We start from the raw sequence: 16,598 nt of genomic DNA, 5'->3' as shown, positions 1-16,598 counted from the left end.
CAAAAGTTTTTATTTTTGTAAGCATGGATTAAAACTATAAGGTTGATGATACGTATGTTTAAAAAATTCAGAAAAAAGAATAATAATAACAACCCATCAGACGTAAGTTTAGAAACAACATACAGTTGGCATGTTAGCCGTTATAACTCAGTCGTTATACAAAGGAACATGTTACTGTTTTTTACTACGGTAGCACTAAGCGCAGTAGGAATTAGTGTTTTTGTTATTTCTAATATAAGCAAAAACAGAACTATTGAACCATTTGTAGTAGAAATAGAAAAGAAATCTGGGATTACAACTCTAGTCAATCCTACGTCAGTAAAACAATATTCAGCAGATGAGGTTTTAAATAACCACTTCATAATAGAATATGTAAGATCTAGAGAACTTTTTGATCCTAATAATTTTCAATATAACTATTACACAAAAGTTCGCCTATTTTCTAACCAAACAACATACGGTGAATTCCGTAGCTGGATAAGGTTAAGTAATCCTGCAAGTCCTTTAAATTTATATGCAAATGTAACATCAGGATACTTAAAAATCAGATCTTTACAGCATTTACGTCCAGGGAATGTACAGGTCAGATTTTCCTTAGAATTTGACCATCCAAACGGCACAATAAAAAAAGATAGAATAGCTACATTATCATTTCAATACGCAACTCTTGAAATGAATGAACAGGAAAGACAAATTAATCCTTTAGGATTCCAGATAACTTACTATAGGGCAGATGATGAATTTCTATAAAATTTATATAACATTACTATCAGTCTTAGCTATTATGTTTAATGGCAGCGCGTATGCCATCGACAGAGTTAATAACCCTATTACAGTAGATAGTAGGATCAAGACTTTTGTATACAGTAATAATGAAATTTACAATGTGGTTTTTAACTATGGTTATCACTCGTACATTGAGTTTTCAAAAGGTGAAACTATAAAAATGTTAGCAATGGGTAATAATGTAGGATGGAAAGTAAAACCAGTTGATAATAAGCTCTTTATAATGCCATTAGAAAAGACTGGAAAAACAAACATGTTAATAGAAACAAACAAAGGAAGAAGTTATGCTTTTGACCTTATATGTCGCAGCACAAATGAATCTAGTGATGATAATGAAGCAGGATACTCTGCATTAAGAGACTTAGCGTATATAGTACGCTTCTACTATCCAAAGACTGAAGAAGATCTTGAGCTGAAGCATGCAGCTTTACCAGATATTTCTATTCTTAATACAGTACAAAAACCAAAAAAACACGTTGTAATAAAACCTAATAATACAAGTGATCACTATGTTGTAGATACAAAATCAGAAAACAACAAAATATTACCTGTAGAATTATTTGATGACACAAAACTTACATACTTTAAATTTTCAAATAACAATCAAATTATTCCTCAAGTTTATATATATAATCATAATAAAAAAGTACCTTGCAAAATGTTATTACTACAAGACTATGTAATAATAAAGGGTGTACATAAGCACTTATATCTAGAATATAAGAGTGAATCTGTGAAAATTACTAATAAAAAACTATAATAAAACTTACCATGGTACACTATGTCAGAAGAACATCAAAACAACCAATACACAGAAATTGAAGATAGTGTAAACGTTGTTGGAACAAATAAAGGAAAAAAATTCATCACAATAGGAGTGATGATAGTTGGACTAGGGTTTGCTTATTATTATTTCTTTACAAACAAAAAAACAGATGACAATCTTAATAACCCACAAGTAACAGAAGAAGCAGATATAGAAAAATTACTAAAAGAATCTGTACCACCAACTCAAGAAGTATCTCCACCTATAAATATTCCACCTCAATTACCAGAGTTACCTCCTTTAGTATCACCATCTTTACCATCTATTCCAACAATTGAAAAACCTAAAGTATTAGAGATACCAAAAATAAAACCAAAACAACCTGCTGTAATTAAACCTCCTAAACCTTCACCAAAAATACCTTTGCCTACTCAAAGCAAAATAGATATAGCTGCACCCATTGCACCTGCGCCGACAACAGGTTATGATAAAGAAAGAAGATCTGCATCAATGTTAGCAATTTCAGGTGGACAAAATCTTACATCTGCTACTACTGAAGGCGAAGTAGAATCAAGTACTAACAATGCAACAAATAAAGTTAATTCCGTTATTTCTTTACAACCCACATCTTCTCCTAATGTAGTCGCAACAAAAGTAAACAATTTAGAATTTACAATTTTACAAGGCAAAATAATCGATGTTGTACTAGAAACTGCCATTAATTCAGATCTACAGGGTACATTGAGGGGAATAGTAGCACGAGATGTTTATGCTGAAGCCAATAATATGGTAATGATTCCAAAAGGATCAAGATTAATAGGAGATTATTCCTTTAATGCCGGCCCTGGAAAAACTAGAGTTCAAATATCTTGGAATAGGGTTATCTTACCTAATGGTATTGACATAAACATTGATTCTAATGGAACAGACGAGCTAGGAAGACAAGGAGCTTCAGGCGTCGTTGATACAAAAATAGCCAGCATATTAACTTCTACAATATTGTTAGCTGGCGTATCTGTAGCAACATATTATGCTACATCAAAAATCCCTGAAATAAACAATAATCCTATTGTAGAATCAGATGATAAAGATAAATCAGATGATAAAGATAAAAAGGATAAACAAGATAATGATTCAAATGATCAATCTAAATCTAAATCTACAAAAACCACATTACCTGTGAAAATTTTATCCCAAGCAGTAGATGATTTTTCAAACTCTATAAAAGATATAATAAAGAAATACTCTAATAACAATCCTACAATATACGTAGACCAAGGTACTCTGCTGAAAGTATTTGTTAACAAAGACATTATATTTCCAAGATCAGCAGTTCATGGAATAGATATTGTTAATTAATTATAAAAGGTTTATATGACAACAAGTTATGCCGCTCTAGATACATATCTTGAACCATTACAATCTATCTTTCATGAAGATGGAGTAAATGAAGTATCTATAAATCAGCAGTGCGAAGTATGGATAGAGAATAGAGGGAACATACGTTGTGAATCTATTCCAACTCTTAATCTATCACATTTAAAAGCATTAGGGAGATTAATAGCACAAGCAACAGAACAGAAAATAAGTGAAGAAAATCCATTATTATCAGCAACTTTACCTAACGGTTATCGTATACAAATTGTATTTCCACCAGCTTGTGAAGCAACTACAGTAGCTATGTCAATTAGAAAACCATCAGCTATGCAACTCTCACTAGACGACTATGAAAAGATGGGAGCATTTGATCAAGCTATAACAGAAACTCAAGAAAACAATATAGACAATCAATTACAAGAATTATTACAGCAAAAAAAAATTAAACAGTTTTTAGAATATGCTGTAATAAACAAAAAAAACATAATAATAAGCGGCGGTACATCAACAGGAAAAACCACTTTCACTAATGCAGCATTACGAAGTATACCTAAAGATGAAAGGCTAATCACAGTAGAAGATGCGAGAGAAATTGTATTAAGCCATCATCGTAATAGAGTACATTTAATCGCCTCAAAAGGAGGACAAGGTCGAGCTAAAGTAAGTACGCAAGATTTAATAGAAGCATGTCTAAGGTTACGTCCAGATAGGATAATAGTAGGAGAATTACGAGGATCTGAAGCATTTAGCTTTTTAAGAGCAATTAATACAGGTCATCCTGGATCCATATCTACATTACATGCTGACACACCAATGATGGCACTAGAACAATTAAAATTAATGGTTATGCAAGCAGGCCTTGGCATACCACCAGATCAAATAATTAATTATATTACTAATATAGTAGATATTGTAATACAATTAAAAAGAGGATCAGAAGGTAGAAGGTATGTATCAGAAATACTATTCACTAAATCTTTACAGAAAAATGGTTAAATGATACGTAAATTTTTATAATTAAGTTGTTGTTTTTATGGATAGTGTAAGTGCAAACCACATACGTAATATTTTATTCCTCATTCTAGGTGCATTCTTCGGACTGGAATTTTGCTTTTATTTATCAGGAGTGTTATTTATCTTGATGGTATGGGGACCAGACTATCTAGATTTTAATTCCATAAATCCTAGTTTCAGCGATTTTCCAGATAGAATCTGGCCAACCATTTTTAATTACGTAGAACATTGGTGGCACAACCATGCTTTATATGATACATTATTATTAGTCAAGCTATTGTCATCATTATGTATTCCAATAGGTATCCTAAGTATAATATTATGGAATCTAAGAAATATATTATTTGACTGGAGACCATTTAAAAGGAAAGAATCATTACATGGAGATTCAAGATGGGCAACAGAAAAAGACATTCGTAAAATAGGATTACGCAGCAGAAAAGGCATATTACTAGGAAAAGACAAAAGAGGGTACCTTATTGCTGATGGATTTCAACATGCTTTACTATTTGCACCAACTGGATCCGGAAAAGGTGTAGGCTTTGTAATACCGAATTTATTGTTCTGGGAAGATTCTGTAATAGTACATGATATAAAATTAGAAAACTACGATCTTACAAGCGGATGGAGAAAAAAAAGAGGACAAGAAGTCTTTGTTTGGAATCCAGCACAACCTGATGGGATAAGCCACTGTTACAACCCACTAGATTGGATAAGTTCTAAACCAGGACAAATGGTAGACGATGTACAAAAAATTGCCAATTTAATAATGCCCGAACAAGACTTTTGGTACAATGAAGCACGTAGTTTATTTGTGGGAGTAGTACTATATCTATTAGCAGTACCAGAAAAAGTAAAATCTTTTGGAGAAGTTGTACGCACAATGCGTAGTGATGATGTAGTATATAATTTAGCAGTTGTATTAGACACCATAGGAAAAAAAATCCACCCAGTTGCATACATGAACATAGCTGCATTTCTACAAAAAGCTGATAAAGAGCGTTCAGGTGTAATATCAACTATGAACTCATCTTTAGAACTATGGGCAAATCCATTAATTGATACAGCAACAGCTTCAAGTGATTTTAACATTCAAGAATTTAAAAGGAAAAAAGTAACAGTATATGTTGGGCTAACACCAGACAACTTAACTCGTCTCAGACCTTTAATGCAGGTATTTTATCAACAAGCAACAGAATTTTTATGTAGGACTTTACCGTCAGATGACGAACCTTATGGTGTATTATTTTTAATGGATGAGTTTCCAACATTAGGAAAAATGGAGCAATTCCAAACTGGTATTGCGTATTTCCGTGGATACAGAGTCAGATTATTCTTGATTATTCAAGATACTGAGCAGCTTAAAGGTATATATGAAGAAGCAGGAATGAATTCATTTCTATCAAACTCTACCTATAGAATTACTTTTGCAGCAAATAATATCGAAACTGCAAACTTAATATCACAATTAATAGGAAATAAAACTGTTAATCAGGAATCTTTAAACAGACCTAAATTCTTAGATTTAAATCCTGCATCCCGCTCATTACATATATCAGAAACACAAAGAGCTTTATTACTACCTCAAGAAGTGATAATGTTACCTAGAGATGAGCAAATTCTTTTAATAGAATCTACTTATCCTATAAAATCAAAGAAAATAAAATACTACGAAGACAAAACCTTTACAAAAAAATTATTAAAAAGCACTTTTATACCTACTCAAGAACCTTATGATCCTAATAACATAAAACCAACAAAAAAAGCAAATGAAGATCCCATTCCTAGTATTGAAAGTGATATTCCTGAAAACAAGCCTGATAATACTAAGAACGTCATGAAAGAAGAAGATGCAATATATAACAGCACAGAAACATACTATGATGAAAATGAAGATAATGATGACGATGAAGATTTCAATTTTGATGATTTAGATGAATACATAGATGAAGAAGACTATGAAGATGAGAATGAGGAATATAACGATGAGTCTGAAGACTATGACTACACTACAGAAGAAGAAGAAGAAGAAGATAATGATCATAGCAACAACAGTCATGAAGATGACAAATACGAAAACAAAAGCATAGACAAAAGTAATTTAGATTACGAAAATGATTCCAATAAAGAACGATTTGAGAATCAAGATTCCAAAAATGAGAACAATAACTTATAAATTTCTTTATAACAAACAACAGAAATTATTACCAAAGCACAAAAAATTTTATCAAAACTTTTAGCATTAATTAGCATCAACTGAACTATATTATATGGAAATTTACCTTACTATATATGCAATACACAGAAACATACTAACATAAGTCAAACACAGATTAGTGATTTGAAATTCACATTACTAATAATAATCAAAACCTGATCAAATCAACCTGAATCAAACTTTTCAGATATTATATAAACATTATATGTTGTTACTGATTTTATATCTTTAGACTGAATTTAATAGTTAAATACCCTGAAAATCCATGTTTTATGTTATTTTACAAAGTATTACTAACTTTATCAATGTACTATAAATTTTATTTTTACCACCTTAGTACATAACAAAAAATGATTTTTCTCCAAGTAAGATTTCTCTAAAAAGCCAACTCACTTTATAACATAAGGTCCACCCTATAAATAGAATTCAGATATTTATATTTAAACAACAAGTAAATACTACATAAGTCTTCTATACATATTTTTCAGACTTTACTTTTTAATAAAATTTACTTCCTCCAATTTGAATAGGACTATATTCTCTCCATACAAAAAGCAATAAGTAAATAAAAAATAGCAAGCAATACTTAAAAAGTATCACCTGCTATCTAAACACAACTAAGTCTTATAATTATATAATACTATTAACTGTATTGTTATCAATATCTGCTTGAGTAACAAAATAATTATATTCTACAAAACAAATCTTAAAACAACAACATACATCATCATTATGCAACAAACTGCCAAAATAATCTTTTATCACTTGACAATCATAAACATATTCCTCATCCATTACCTCTGGTAAAGGACATAATATTTTGTTTACAGATGGTAATATTGTATCATTTGTAAGTAAGTTCGAATCTACAGTCTTATCATCATTTACAATAGCATTTATATAATGTAAGTCTTCTTCTACCAAAAACTTAGGGTTATTTTCCCCTTGATAAGTTTCAGAAATTTCTTTTTCTTCTTCTATAACAACTGAAATTGCTGATTCTAATGAAGGTTGAGATATTGTTTCATTCTCTTCTTGATGAGTTCCGAAATGATCTTCTACTTCCACAACATTACTATCTTTGCTACTACCCGAAATCGCACGCACAAGTATGTCTAACAAATTCTGCCCAGAAACTTCTTCTTCTGTAACAACTGAAATTGCTGATTCTAATGAAGGTTGAGATATTGTTTCATTCTCTTCTTGATGAGTTCCAAAATGATCTTCTACTTCCACAACATTACTATCTTTGCTACTACCCGAAATCGCACGCACAAGTATGTCTAACAAATTCTGCCCAGAAACTTCTTCTTCTGTAACAACTGAAGCTGCTGGTTCTGATGAAGGTTGAGATATTGTTTTATCTCCTTCCTGATGAGTTCCAAAATGATCTTCTACTGCCACAACATTACTATCTTTGCTACTACCCGAAATCGCACGCACAAGTATGTCTAACAAATTCTGCCCAGAAACTTCTTCTTCTGTAACAACTGAAATTGCTGGTTCTGATGAAGGTTGAGATATTGTTTCATTCTCTTCTCGATGAGCAGAAGTTTCTTCTGTAACAACTGAATCTGCTTGATCTAGATTATCACTTACAACATCTGCATGTAAGTCTTCTTCTTTTGAAACCTTAGGATTATCGCTTTCTAAATGGGTTTCAGAAATTTCTTTTTCTTCTTCTATAACAACTGAAATTGCTGGTTCTAATGAAGGCTGAGATATTGTTTCATTCTCTTCTTGATGAGCAGAAGAAACTTCTGCAACAACTGGAACTGCTTGATCTAGATTATCACTTACAACATCTGCATGTAAGTTTTCTTCTTTTGAAACCTTAGGATTATCGCTTTCTAAATGGGTTTCAGAAATTTCTTTTTCTTCTTCTATAACAACTGAAATTGCTGGTTCTAATGAAGGCTGAGATATTGTTTCATTCTCTTCTTGATGAGCAGAAGAAACTTCTGCAACAACTGGAACTGCTTGATCTAGATTATCACTTACAACATCTGCATGTAAGTTTTCTTCTTTTGAAACCTTAGGATTATCGCTTTCGAAATGGGTTTCAGAAATTTCTTTTTCTTCTCCTATAACAACTGAAGCTGCTGGTTCTGATGAAGGTTGAGATATTGTTTCATTCTCTTCTTGATGAGTTCCAAAATGATCTTCTACTTCCACAACATTACTATCTTTGCTACTACCCCAAATCGTACGCACAAGTATGTCTAACAAATTCTGCCCAGAAACTTCTTCTTCTGTAACAACTGAAATTGCTGGTTCTGATGAAGGTTGAGATATTGTTTCATTCTCTTCTCGATGAGCAGAAGTTTCTTCTGTAACAACTGAATCTGCTTGATCTAGATTATCACTTACAACATCTGCATGTAAGTCTTCTTCTTTTGAAACCTTAGGATTATCGCTTTCTAAATGGGTTTCAGAAATTTCTTTTTCTTCTTCTGTAACAACTGAAGCTGCTGATTCTAATGAAGGTTGAGATATTGTTTTATCTCCTTCCTGATGAGTTCCAGAATGATTTTCTACTTCCACAACATTACTATCTTTGCTACTACCCGAAATCGCACGCACAAGTATGTCTAACAAATTCTGCCCAGAAACTTCTTCTTCTGTAACAACTGAAATTGCTGATTCTAATGAAGGTTGAGATATTGTTTCATTCTCTTCTCGATGAGCAGAAGTTTCTTCTGTAACAACTGAAGCTGCTGGTTCTGATGAAGGTTGAGATATTGTTTTATCTCCTTCCTGATGAGTTCCAGAATGATTTTCTACTTCCACAACATTACTATCTTTGCTACTACCCGAAATCGCACGCACAAGTATGTCTAACAAATTCTGCCCAGAAACTTCTTCTTCTGTAACAACTGAAATTGCTGGTTCTGATGAAGGTTGAGATATTGTTTTATCTCCTTCCTGATGAGTTCCAGAATGATCTTCTACTTCCACAACATTACTATCTTTGCTACTACCCGAAATCGCACGCACAAGTATGTCTAACAAATTCTGCCCAGAAACTTCTTCTTCTGTAACAACTGAAATTGCTTGATCTAGATTATCACTTACAACATCTGCATGTAAGTCTTCTTCTTTTGAAACCTTAGGATTATCGCTTTCTAAATGGGTTTCAGAAATTTCTTTTTCTTCTTCTGTAACAACTGAAATTGCTGGTTCTGATGAAGGTTGAGATATTGTTTCATTCTCTTCTCGATGAGCAGAAGTTTCTTCTGTAACAACTGAAGCTGCTGGTTCTGATGAAGGTTGAGATATTGTTTTATCTCCTTCCTGATGAGTTCCAGAATGATTTTCTACTTCCACAACATTACTATCTTTGCTACTACCCGAAATCGCACGCACAAGTATGTCTAACAAATTCTGCCCAGAAACTTCTTCTTCTGTAACAACTGAAATTGCTTGATCTAGATTATCACTTACAACATCTGCATGTAAGTCTTCTTCTTTTGAAACCTTAGGATTATCGCTTTCTAAATGGGTTTCAGAAATTTCTTTTTCTTCTTCTGTAACAACTGAAATTGCTGGTTCTGATGAAGGTTGAGATATTGTTTCATTCTCTTCTTGATGAGCAGAAGAAACTTCTGCAACAACTGGAACTGCTTGATCTAGATTATCACTTACAACATCTGCATGTAAGTTTTCTTCTTTTGAAACCTTAGGATTATCGCTTTCTAAATGGGTTTCAGAAATTTCTTTTTCTTCTTCTATAACAACTGAAATTGCTGGTTCTAATGAAGGCTGAGATATTGTTTCATTCTCTTCTTGATGAGCAGAAGAAACTTCTGCAACAACTGGAACTGCTTGATCTAGATTATCACTTACAACATCTGCATGTAAGTTTTCTTCTTTTGAAACCTTAGGATTATCGCTTTCGAAATGGGTTTCAGAAATTTCTTTTTCTTCTCCTATAACAACTGAAGCTGCTGGTTCTGATGAAGGTTGAGATATTGTTTCATTCTCTTCTTGATGAGTTCCAAAATGATCTTCTACTTCCACAACATTACTATCTTTGCTACTACCCCAAATCGTACGCACAAGTATGTCTAACAAATTCTGCCCAGAAACTTCTTCTTCTGTAACAACTGAAATTGCTGGTTCTAATGAAGGTTGAGATATTGTTTCATTCTCTTCTCGATGAGCAGAAGTTTCTTCTGTAACAACTGAAGCTGCTTGATCTAGATTATCACTTACAACATCTGCATGTAAGTCTTCTTTTATTGAAACCTTAGGATTATTGCTTTCCAAATGGATTTCAGAAATTTCTTTTTCTTCTTCTGTAACAACTGAAATTGCTGGTTCTGATGAAGGTTGAAATATTGTTTTATCTCCTTCCTGATGAGTTCCAGAATGATCTTCTACTTCCACAACATTACTATCTTTGCTACTACTCCAAATCGTACGCACAAGTATGTCTAACAAATTCTGAAATTTACTCTGTGTATTAACATCTACTTTATTATTATCAATATCCATAAAAGTCTCCCTTAAATTCAAATGTATTGCACAAATTCGACCTACAAAAAAACTAGTACTTTATTATAAAATAACACTACTAGATAAGAATTGATATCTCAATACATGTATTAGTATAGAACCTAAACATCACACAGTCTTTCAAGACTATGATGTATATATTTTATTACAATTTACACCATACTTTATAAAATAATAAATACCAATTGAACTTGGCAAGAAAAAACATTACAATAAAACTGGTTATTTTATCATTAATTATTCTGTAATGACACACTTTGTAACGGACAAGTGCATAAGATGCAAATACACTGATTGTGTTGAGGTATGTCCAGTAGATTGTTTCTATGAAGGAGTGAATATGTTAGTAATAGATCCTGACCAATGTATAGATTGTGGTGTATGTGTCCCTGAATGTCCTATCGATGCAATTGTCCCAGATGACTCCATAAGAGATGTACTAGAATCCAGTGATAGTGCCTTAAATGAAGAACAGAAAAATCTTAAAAAATTTCATGAAATAAATAAAAAATTTTCTAAAAAATGGAAAAACATAACATCTATTAAACCTGCTAATCCAAAAGCAGAATCTTATAAATATACAAAAAATAAGTTTATTTATTTCGATGAAAACTTAAGCGAATAGTATATGTTTTTACATCATATAAACTTACCACTAGCAAGTTTATATTAATTTTAATATTACACAATATCTTAGGTGTTGTACTTTGACATTAGGCAACTTTATGCTGCACTAAAAATTTACATAATATCCTCTACTTTTGTTATATTAACCCCACTGATTAAAAAATCAACTCATACTGAGCATAGCATCCAAAGATTTTCTAGCCATATTGCTAACTTCAACATCAAGAGTAACTTCAGGATAACCATTTTTTAAACATAAATATAATTTTTCTAAAGTATTTAAACGCATATGTGGACATTTACTACATGAAACACATCCACTATCTGAAGAATTGACAACATAAAAAGTACTGCCAGAGGATACTTTCTTCATTTGATGAATAATGCCTTCCTCAGTTAGAACTATAAACTCTGAATTAGGCCTTTCAGAAGAAAATTTTAATAACTGAGTTGTTGATCCAATGAAATTAGCATGCCTTAATAAATGACCAGGACACTCAGGGTGAGCTATAACATATGCTTTGCTATGTCTAACCATCATATCAATTAATTTGCGCTCAGAAAAGCTCTCATGTACCATACAAGTACCAGGCCATAAAATCATCTTTCTGTTTGTTTTCTTTTCTAAAAAACTTCCTAGAAATTTATCTGGAGCAAATAGAATTTGTTTTTCTTCTGGTATTTGTCTTATTATTTTTTCGGCACTTGAAGATGTACAAATTATATCAGAATAAGCTTTAACCTCTGCTAAAGAATTAATATAAGTAATTGATACACAATCTTTATGCAATTCACGAAATTTTTTAAAACTTTCAGCATCACAAGAATCAGCTAAAGAACACCCTGCATTTAAATCTGGTAATAAAACTCTTTTTGTAGGATTAATGATTTTTGCAACTTCAGCCATAAAATATACACCACAAAATACAATAACATCAGCTGTTGTTGTGGCTGCCTTTCGGGAGAGCTCCAATGAATCACCAATAAAATCAGCAACGTCTTGTATTTCTGGATCTTGATAGTAATGAGCAAGAATTATAGCATTACTTTCCTGAGCTAAATGACGTATCTCTTGTAGCAGCTTCATAATATCAAGTTTTTTCATGTAATTATTATGACAAAAAAATTACTTTTTAACAATCAAATACATAATGTTCCATGAGCTAAAAATACAATTTTGAAAAGAATATAACTCCTTATAAATCCTGCTCATATTAAATATATCATGCTGTTTATTAATAACTTTTTTCGTATATACACCTGTCAATTTCATACTCAACAGGAAAGAACGAAATGACTTATAGTATTGACGATAATTACAACAAAATACATATTGTATTTTAACATTAAAAGAATCTAGGATGTTTATTAATTCATCCATTTGATAAAATTTGCTAAAAGACCCTCCTACCTTTTCAACAACATTATTTAATTCTATTAAAGTTCCAAATATTGGAATTGCTATATACAATACACCATCTGATTTCACAACTCGAAGTAATTCTAACAGAGTAATATTAATATTACAAGACCATTGTAAAACCATTGAAGTAATAACAATATCAAAAAAACTGTCATAAAATGGCATTACATCCATATGACAATTTATTGATAATGCATTATTTTTTTCTTTAGCTAAAATGCACATTTCCTGAGATAAATCCACCTGAATAAAATTATGGTGTGTAATATCCAAGAATTTACCTATATTTCCAGTACCACATCCTACATCTAGTATGTTCTTCTTATCACAATTTTTCAATATAACAGTGCTACATAATTCACGCAAAATCACATTTTGTATATCAGAGAATTTATCATACGAATTTGCTGCACTATCAAATGCTTTTTGTATTTTTTGAGTAACAAGATCCATACTGCATAATCACTAACAATAAAAATAGCATAGACAAAAACATCACTATAAAATGATAAAGAACACACTTGTAATGTACATTCTAAAAAATAGCTTCCACATCTACCGACATAGGATGTATTATGTTATACACAGTTTAAAACAGATCACTATTCTAGTATCTACATGTAGCTTATACTGCAAATTACTTAGTAAGTTTTACACTACTAGCATACTACTAAATAAATCCAACTCAATAAAAAATTACATACAAAGAGTTTTACCAATGAATTTCTTTCAAAAAAAATCAATACAAGATAACTCTTACACTTTTTCAATTCCTATACAATTGTTCACAGAAGCTGTATGGAAAAACAGAAGTTATGCAAATTTTGCAGAAAATGGTTATATAAAAAATGTAATTGCATTTAGATCTATTCACATGATCGCATCGGCAGCAGCATCTGTTCCCATATTATTAAATAAAATTGAAAAAAATAACATATTTCAAATAAAAACCCATGCCTTATTAAAATTAATATCTAGACCAAACAACACTACATCAAAATCAGAATTTATTGAAGGAATTCTCACTTATAAATTAATTGGTGGTAACGCTTACATTTTGATGATAGAAAATCACGATATGCTCCCTAAGGAATTACATCTTTTGCGACCAGACAGAGTTGAAATTATTCCAGGAAAAGACAATATACCATATTCATATCGCTATTCGATAAATAATTGCAATTACAACTACAAAATTAACAAACTAACAAATTGTTCACAAATATTACACATAAAAAATTTCCACCCACTAAATGATTATTATGGTCTATCCCCTATAGAGGCAGCCTCATATAGTATAGATCAACATAACCAGGCTGGATCTTGGAATCAAGCAATGTTACAAAACGGTGCTAGGCCAAGTGGAGCATTAATCGTAAATGCAAAAGGCAATAATAACAATGGAAGTTTAACACAAGAACAATACACCCGTCTAAAATCACAAGTCGATGAATTCTATTCTGGCCCAAGAAATGCTGGAAGACCAATACTACTTGAAGGAGGATTAGATTGGAAAGAAATGAGCTTATCTCCTAAAGATATGGATTTTATTGAATCAAAGCATAGTTCAGCACGTGATATTGCACTAGCATTTGGCGTACCCCCCCAATTACTTGGAATTCCCGGAGATAATACCTACAGCAATCTTATTGAAGCAAGAATATCATTATGGGAACAAACAATATTGCCTCATCTAGATAATATTATTTCACATTTCAACAATTGGCTAGCCCCTAAATTTGGAAATAATATATTTCTATCATACAACAAAGATTCCATTTCTGTATTAACAGAAAAAAGAAAACAGCTTTGGCAATATGTAGAAAATGCAACTTTTATGACTATAAATGAAAAAAGAGCAGCTTTTGGGTTACCACCAATAGAGAATGGAAATACTCTATAACAACATTACCAAACCCACAACAACTCTAATAACCTCTGAGATCTTATAAATTTCTTAACTAAAAACCACACAATACATAAAAAATTATTTTGAAACTTCAGAATTTTATAACCAATTTTATAATTATAGAGATTCTCTTATGCAACAGAAAACATGTAACTTACTTTTATCTGAAAAAAATATAAAACAATCCGGGACTTTCTCAGGATATGCAAGTGTATTTAATGTTGTTGACAGGCAAAAACATGTCATATTACCAGGAGCATTTAGCAATGCTATAAAAAATATACATAAAATAAAGTTGTTATGGCAACATAACTCAACAGAACCTATAGGTAATATCACAAGTATGGTTGAAAATAACATAGGACTCTACATAACAGCAAACTTATTACTAGACTTACAAAAAGGAAAAGAAGCATATTTAATGCTTAAAAATGGTATCATCAATGCACTATCAATAGGATATAGTGTTGTAGATGATTACATGAATGACAACACAGGTGTAAGAATACTAAAGAAAGTATCTTTATGGGAAATCAGCTTAGTCACATTTCCTGCTAATATACATTCAAAGGTCACCAGTGTTAAGAATATACATAAAGATTTAGATATACATTTTTCAGAAGCTAAATTTGCATTAGATAAGTTGAGTTCAATGATCGATTTTTAAGTCAGTCCTTTTCACATTACTTAAATCAATAACAATTTTATAAATACACCTATCATCAGCTTCCTTAATAGAAAATACAGCTCCATTTTTATGCTTAAAAACTTCATTTGTAACAGGTACCCTACCAATCATGGATAAAATGAGTCCTCCTATTGTTACATAATCGTCTTCCTCACAATCTCTAAAATCAATGTTAAAAGTTTCTTCCAAATTTTTAACTAACACTCTAGCATTTACTTCAATCTTATTATCAGAGATATTAACAATACTCGGAACAGCAGGAACACCATGTTCATCATCTATATCACCTACTATTTCCTCAATAAGATCTGCCATAGTAATCAATCCTTCTGTTCCACCATATTCATCTATTACTATAGCAACATGTATGTGAGAAGATTGCATTTTTATAAACAAATTAACTGCTTTCATTGATGGAGGAATATACATGACCTCACGGATTATATTTCTTGCATTAAAATCATTATAAAAATTTGAGATTATGTCTTTAATGTGAATAAATCCTATTATGTTATCCAAATTGTTCTCATATGCTAGAACTCTAGTATATTGCCCACTTATTACTTTATCTATCAAGTGTTTACTATTAGACATGTCTGTAATATTTATAGCGTAGATTTCTGTCCTAGGAATCATTACATCCCTTGCCAAACAATCATTAAATTTTATAAGGTTATAAAACATTCTGGAATTGGTGAAACACTCGTTACTACTGATCAAATTGTTCTCAATAATCTTCTTGAGCTTTGGCATTTTTTTTAACATAAATGAAACTAACCTAGCACTTAACGATTCTCCTAAGGAAAACACATCTCCACTATCACTATTATCAGAAAGCTTGTCACTCATACACAATATGTAATTCTTTATTATTACTTAAGTATACTATTCAAAACTTTATTTTCTATATAAAGTTTGTGTTAATAAACTTGTTAATAACACAGTATGAAAGATGTCAGTAAAAGTTGCTCACATTCTATTACATAGTTATTCACAGAGTTATTAGGAACATGAAGTTCGCAATAATTGTCATATAAGGCATTAATTAAAACTACAGTTATCAACATAATTCACATATTACTTATACACACATGTTATACTAGAAAATCAATATAATACGTACTTTATTAACAGAGTTATTCACAAAAAAACATTGCTGAAAATTTGACATATATTTTGCAAAAATGAGTTTTATCCACATAATTCACAGGATTAACTATAAAAACTATCTATAAGGATATAATATACATATAATTTCTATGAGAGAGAGTC

The 16,598-nt window shown here is 31.2% G+C and carries 12 protein-coding genes; 8 read left to right on the top strand and 4 right to left on the bottom strand.

Annotated features, from left to right (window positions below; genetic code table 11):
* Positions 1-54 precede the first annotated feature (54 nt).
* The 5 genes from MR76_RS00060 to MR76_RS00040 are packed head-to-tail and all read left to right on the top strand — an operon-like array spanning position 55 to position 6,119.
* On the top strand, positions 55-750 hold the full coding sequence (locus MR76_RS00060) for a VirB8 family type IV secretion system protein (protein WP_024071662.1): 696 nt from the start codon (positions 55-57) through the stop codon (positions 748-750).
* Positions 737-1,546, top strand: a complete 810-nt coding sequence (gene virB9 / locus MR76_RS00055; protein WP_024071661.1) for a P-type conjugative transfer protein VirB9 — start codon at positions 737-739, stop codon at positions 1,544-1,546. The genes MR76_RS00060 and virB9 overlap by 14 nt, the downstream gene beginning before the upstream one ends.
* Positions 1,547-1,567: 21 nt before the next feature.
* The gene (locus MR76_RS00050; protein WP_024071660.1) at positions 1,568-2,911 is read left to right on the top strand and encodes a TrbI/VirB10 family protein; all 1,344 of its coding nucleotides are present in this window, start codon (positions 1,568-1,570) and stop codon (positions 2,909-2,911) included.
* Positions 2,912-2,926: 15 nt separating this feature from the next.
* The gene (gene virB11, locus MR76_RS00045) at positions 2,927-3,925 is read left to right on the top strand and encodes a P-type DNA transfer ATPase VirB11 (protein WP_024071659.1); all 999 of its coding nucleotides are present in this window, start codon (positions 2,927-2,929) and stop codon (positions 3,923-3,925) included.
* 37 nt (positions 3,926-3,962) lie between these two features.
* The gene (locus tag MR76_RS00040) at positions 3,963-6,119 is read left to right on the top strand and encodes a type IV secretory system conjugative DNA transfer family protein (protein WP_024071658.1); all 2,157 of its coding nucleotides are present in this window, start codon (positions 3,963-3,965) and stop codon (positions 6,117-6,119) included.
* Positions 6,120-6,791: 672 nt separating this feature from the next.
* On the opposite strand, the gene MR76_RS00035 is transcribed toward MR76_RS00040, so the two are convergent.
* A complete protein-coding gene (locus MR76_RS00035; protein ID WP_024071657.1) occupies positions 6,792-10,658 on the bottom strand; it encodes a hypothetical protein in 3,867 nt (1,288 codons plus the stop codon).
* A gap of 268 nt (positions 10,659-10,926) precedes the next feature.
* Between MR76_RS00035 and MR76_RS00030 the strand changes: the two genes are divergently transcribed.
* Positions 10,927-11,304: a ferredoxin family protein gene (locus tag MR76_RS00030; RefSeq protein WP_024071656.1), complete on the top strand. Its 378-nt coding sequence runs from the start codon at positions 10,927-10,929 to the stop codon at positions 11,302-11,304.
* A gap of 165 nt (positions 11,305-11,469) precedes the next feature.
* On the opposite strand, the gene nadA is transcribed toward MR76_RS00030, so the two are convergent.
* Positions 11,470-12,411, bottom strand: a complete 942-nt coding sequence (gene nadA / locus MR76_RS00025; protein WP_024071655.1) for a quinolinate synthase NadA — start codon at positions 12,409-12,411, stop codon at positions 11,470-11,472.
* 21 nt (positions 12,412-12,432) lie between these two features.
* The gene (locus tag MR76_RS00020; RefSeq protein ID WP_024071654.1) at positions 12,433-13,182 is read right to left on the bottom strand and encodes a methyltransferase domain-containing protein; all 750 of its coding nucleotides are present in this window, start codon (positions 13,180-13,182) and stop codon (positions 12,433-12,435) included.
* 265 nt (positions 13,183-13,447) lie between these two features.
* Between MR76_RS00020 and MR76_RS00015 the strand changes: the two genes are divergently transcribed.
* Positions 13,448-14,632, top strand: coding sequence for a phage portal protein (locus MR76_RS00015; RefSeq protein ID WP_024071653.1), 1,185 nt, complete (start codon positions 13,448-13,450; stop codon positions 14,630-14,632).
* Positions 14,633-14,771: 139 nt separating this feature from the next.
* Positions 14,772-15,305 (top strand): HK97 family phage prohead protease, encoded by a 534-nt coding sequence (locus tag MR76_RS00010; protein ID WP_024071652.1) that lies wholly within the window; start codon positions 14,772-14,774, stop codon positions 15,303-15,305.
* On the opposite strand, the gene MR76_RS00005 is transcribed toward MR76_RS00010, so the two are convergent.
* Entirely contained in the window at positions 15,288-16,175 is an 888-nt protein-coding gene (locus tag MR76_RS00005) for a hemolysin family protein (RefSeq protein ID WP_024071651.1), read from the bottom strand. The genes MR76_RS00010 and MR76_RS00005 overlap by 18 nt on opposite strands.
* Positions 16,176-16,598 lie beyond the last annotated feature (423 nt).

It is taken from the genome of Ehrlichia muris AS145 (assembly GCF_000508225.1).
GTDB lineage: Bacteria > Pseudomonadota > Alphaproteobacteria > Rickettsiales > Anaplasmataceae > Ehrlichia > Ehrlichia muris.
Note: the sequence above shows the minus strand (reverse complement) of the source record. Positions and strands in the feature narration are given on the sequence as shown.

Bases quoted from the DNA above. Each gene is read 5' to 3' on its own strand.
- nadA (WP_024071655.1), bottom strand. From the start codon at position 12,411: ATGAAAAAACTTGATATTATGAAGCTGCTACAAGAGATACGTCATTTA.
- MR76_RS00005 (WP_024071651.1), bottom strand. From the start codon at position 16,175: ATGAGTGACAAGCTTTCTGATAATAGTGATAGTGGAGATGTGTTTTCC.
- virB11 (WP_024071659.1), top strand. From the start codon at position 2,927: ATGACAACAAGTTATGCCGCTCTAGATACATATCTTGAACCATTACAA.
- MR76_RS00010 (WP_024071652.1), top strand. From the start codon at position 14,772: ATGCAACAGAAAACATGTAACTTACTTTTATCTGAAAAAAATATAAAA.
- MR76_RS00020 (WP_024071654.1), bottom strand. From the start codon at position 13,182: ATGGATCTTGTTACTCAAAAAATACAAAAAGCATTTGATAGTGCAGCA.
- MR76_RS00050 (WP_024071660.1), top strand. From the start codon at position 1,568: ATGTCAGAAGAACATCAAAACAACCAATACACAGAAATTGAAGATAGT.
- MR76_RS00030 (WP_024071656.1), top strand. From the start codon at position 10,927: ATGACACACTTTGTAACGGACAAGTGCATAAGATGCAAATACACTGAT.
- MR76_RS00060 (WP_024071662.1), top strand. From the start codon at position 55: ATGTTTAAAAAATTCAGAAAAAAGAATAATAATAACAACCCATCAGAC.
- virB9 (WP_024071661.1), top strand. From the start codon at position 737: ATGAATTTCTATAAAATTTATATAACATTACTATCAGTCTTAGCTATT.
- MR76_RS00035 (WP_024071657.1), bottom strand. From the start codon at position 10,658: ATGGATATTGATAATAATAAAGTAGATGTTAATACACAGAGTAAATTT.
- MR76_RS00015 (WP_024071653.1), top strand. From the start codon at position 13,448: ATGAATTTCTTTCAAAAAAAATCAATACAAGATAACTCTTACACTTTT.
- MR76_RS00040 (WP_024071658.1), top strand. From the start codon at position 3,963: ATGGATAGTGTAAGTGCAAACCACATACGTAATATTTTATTCCTCATT.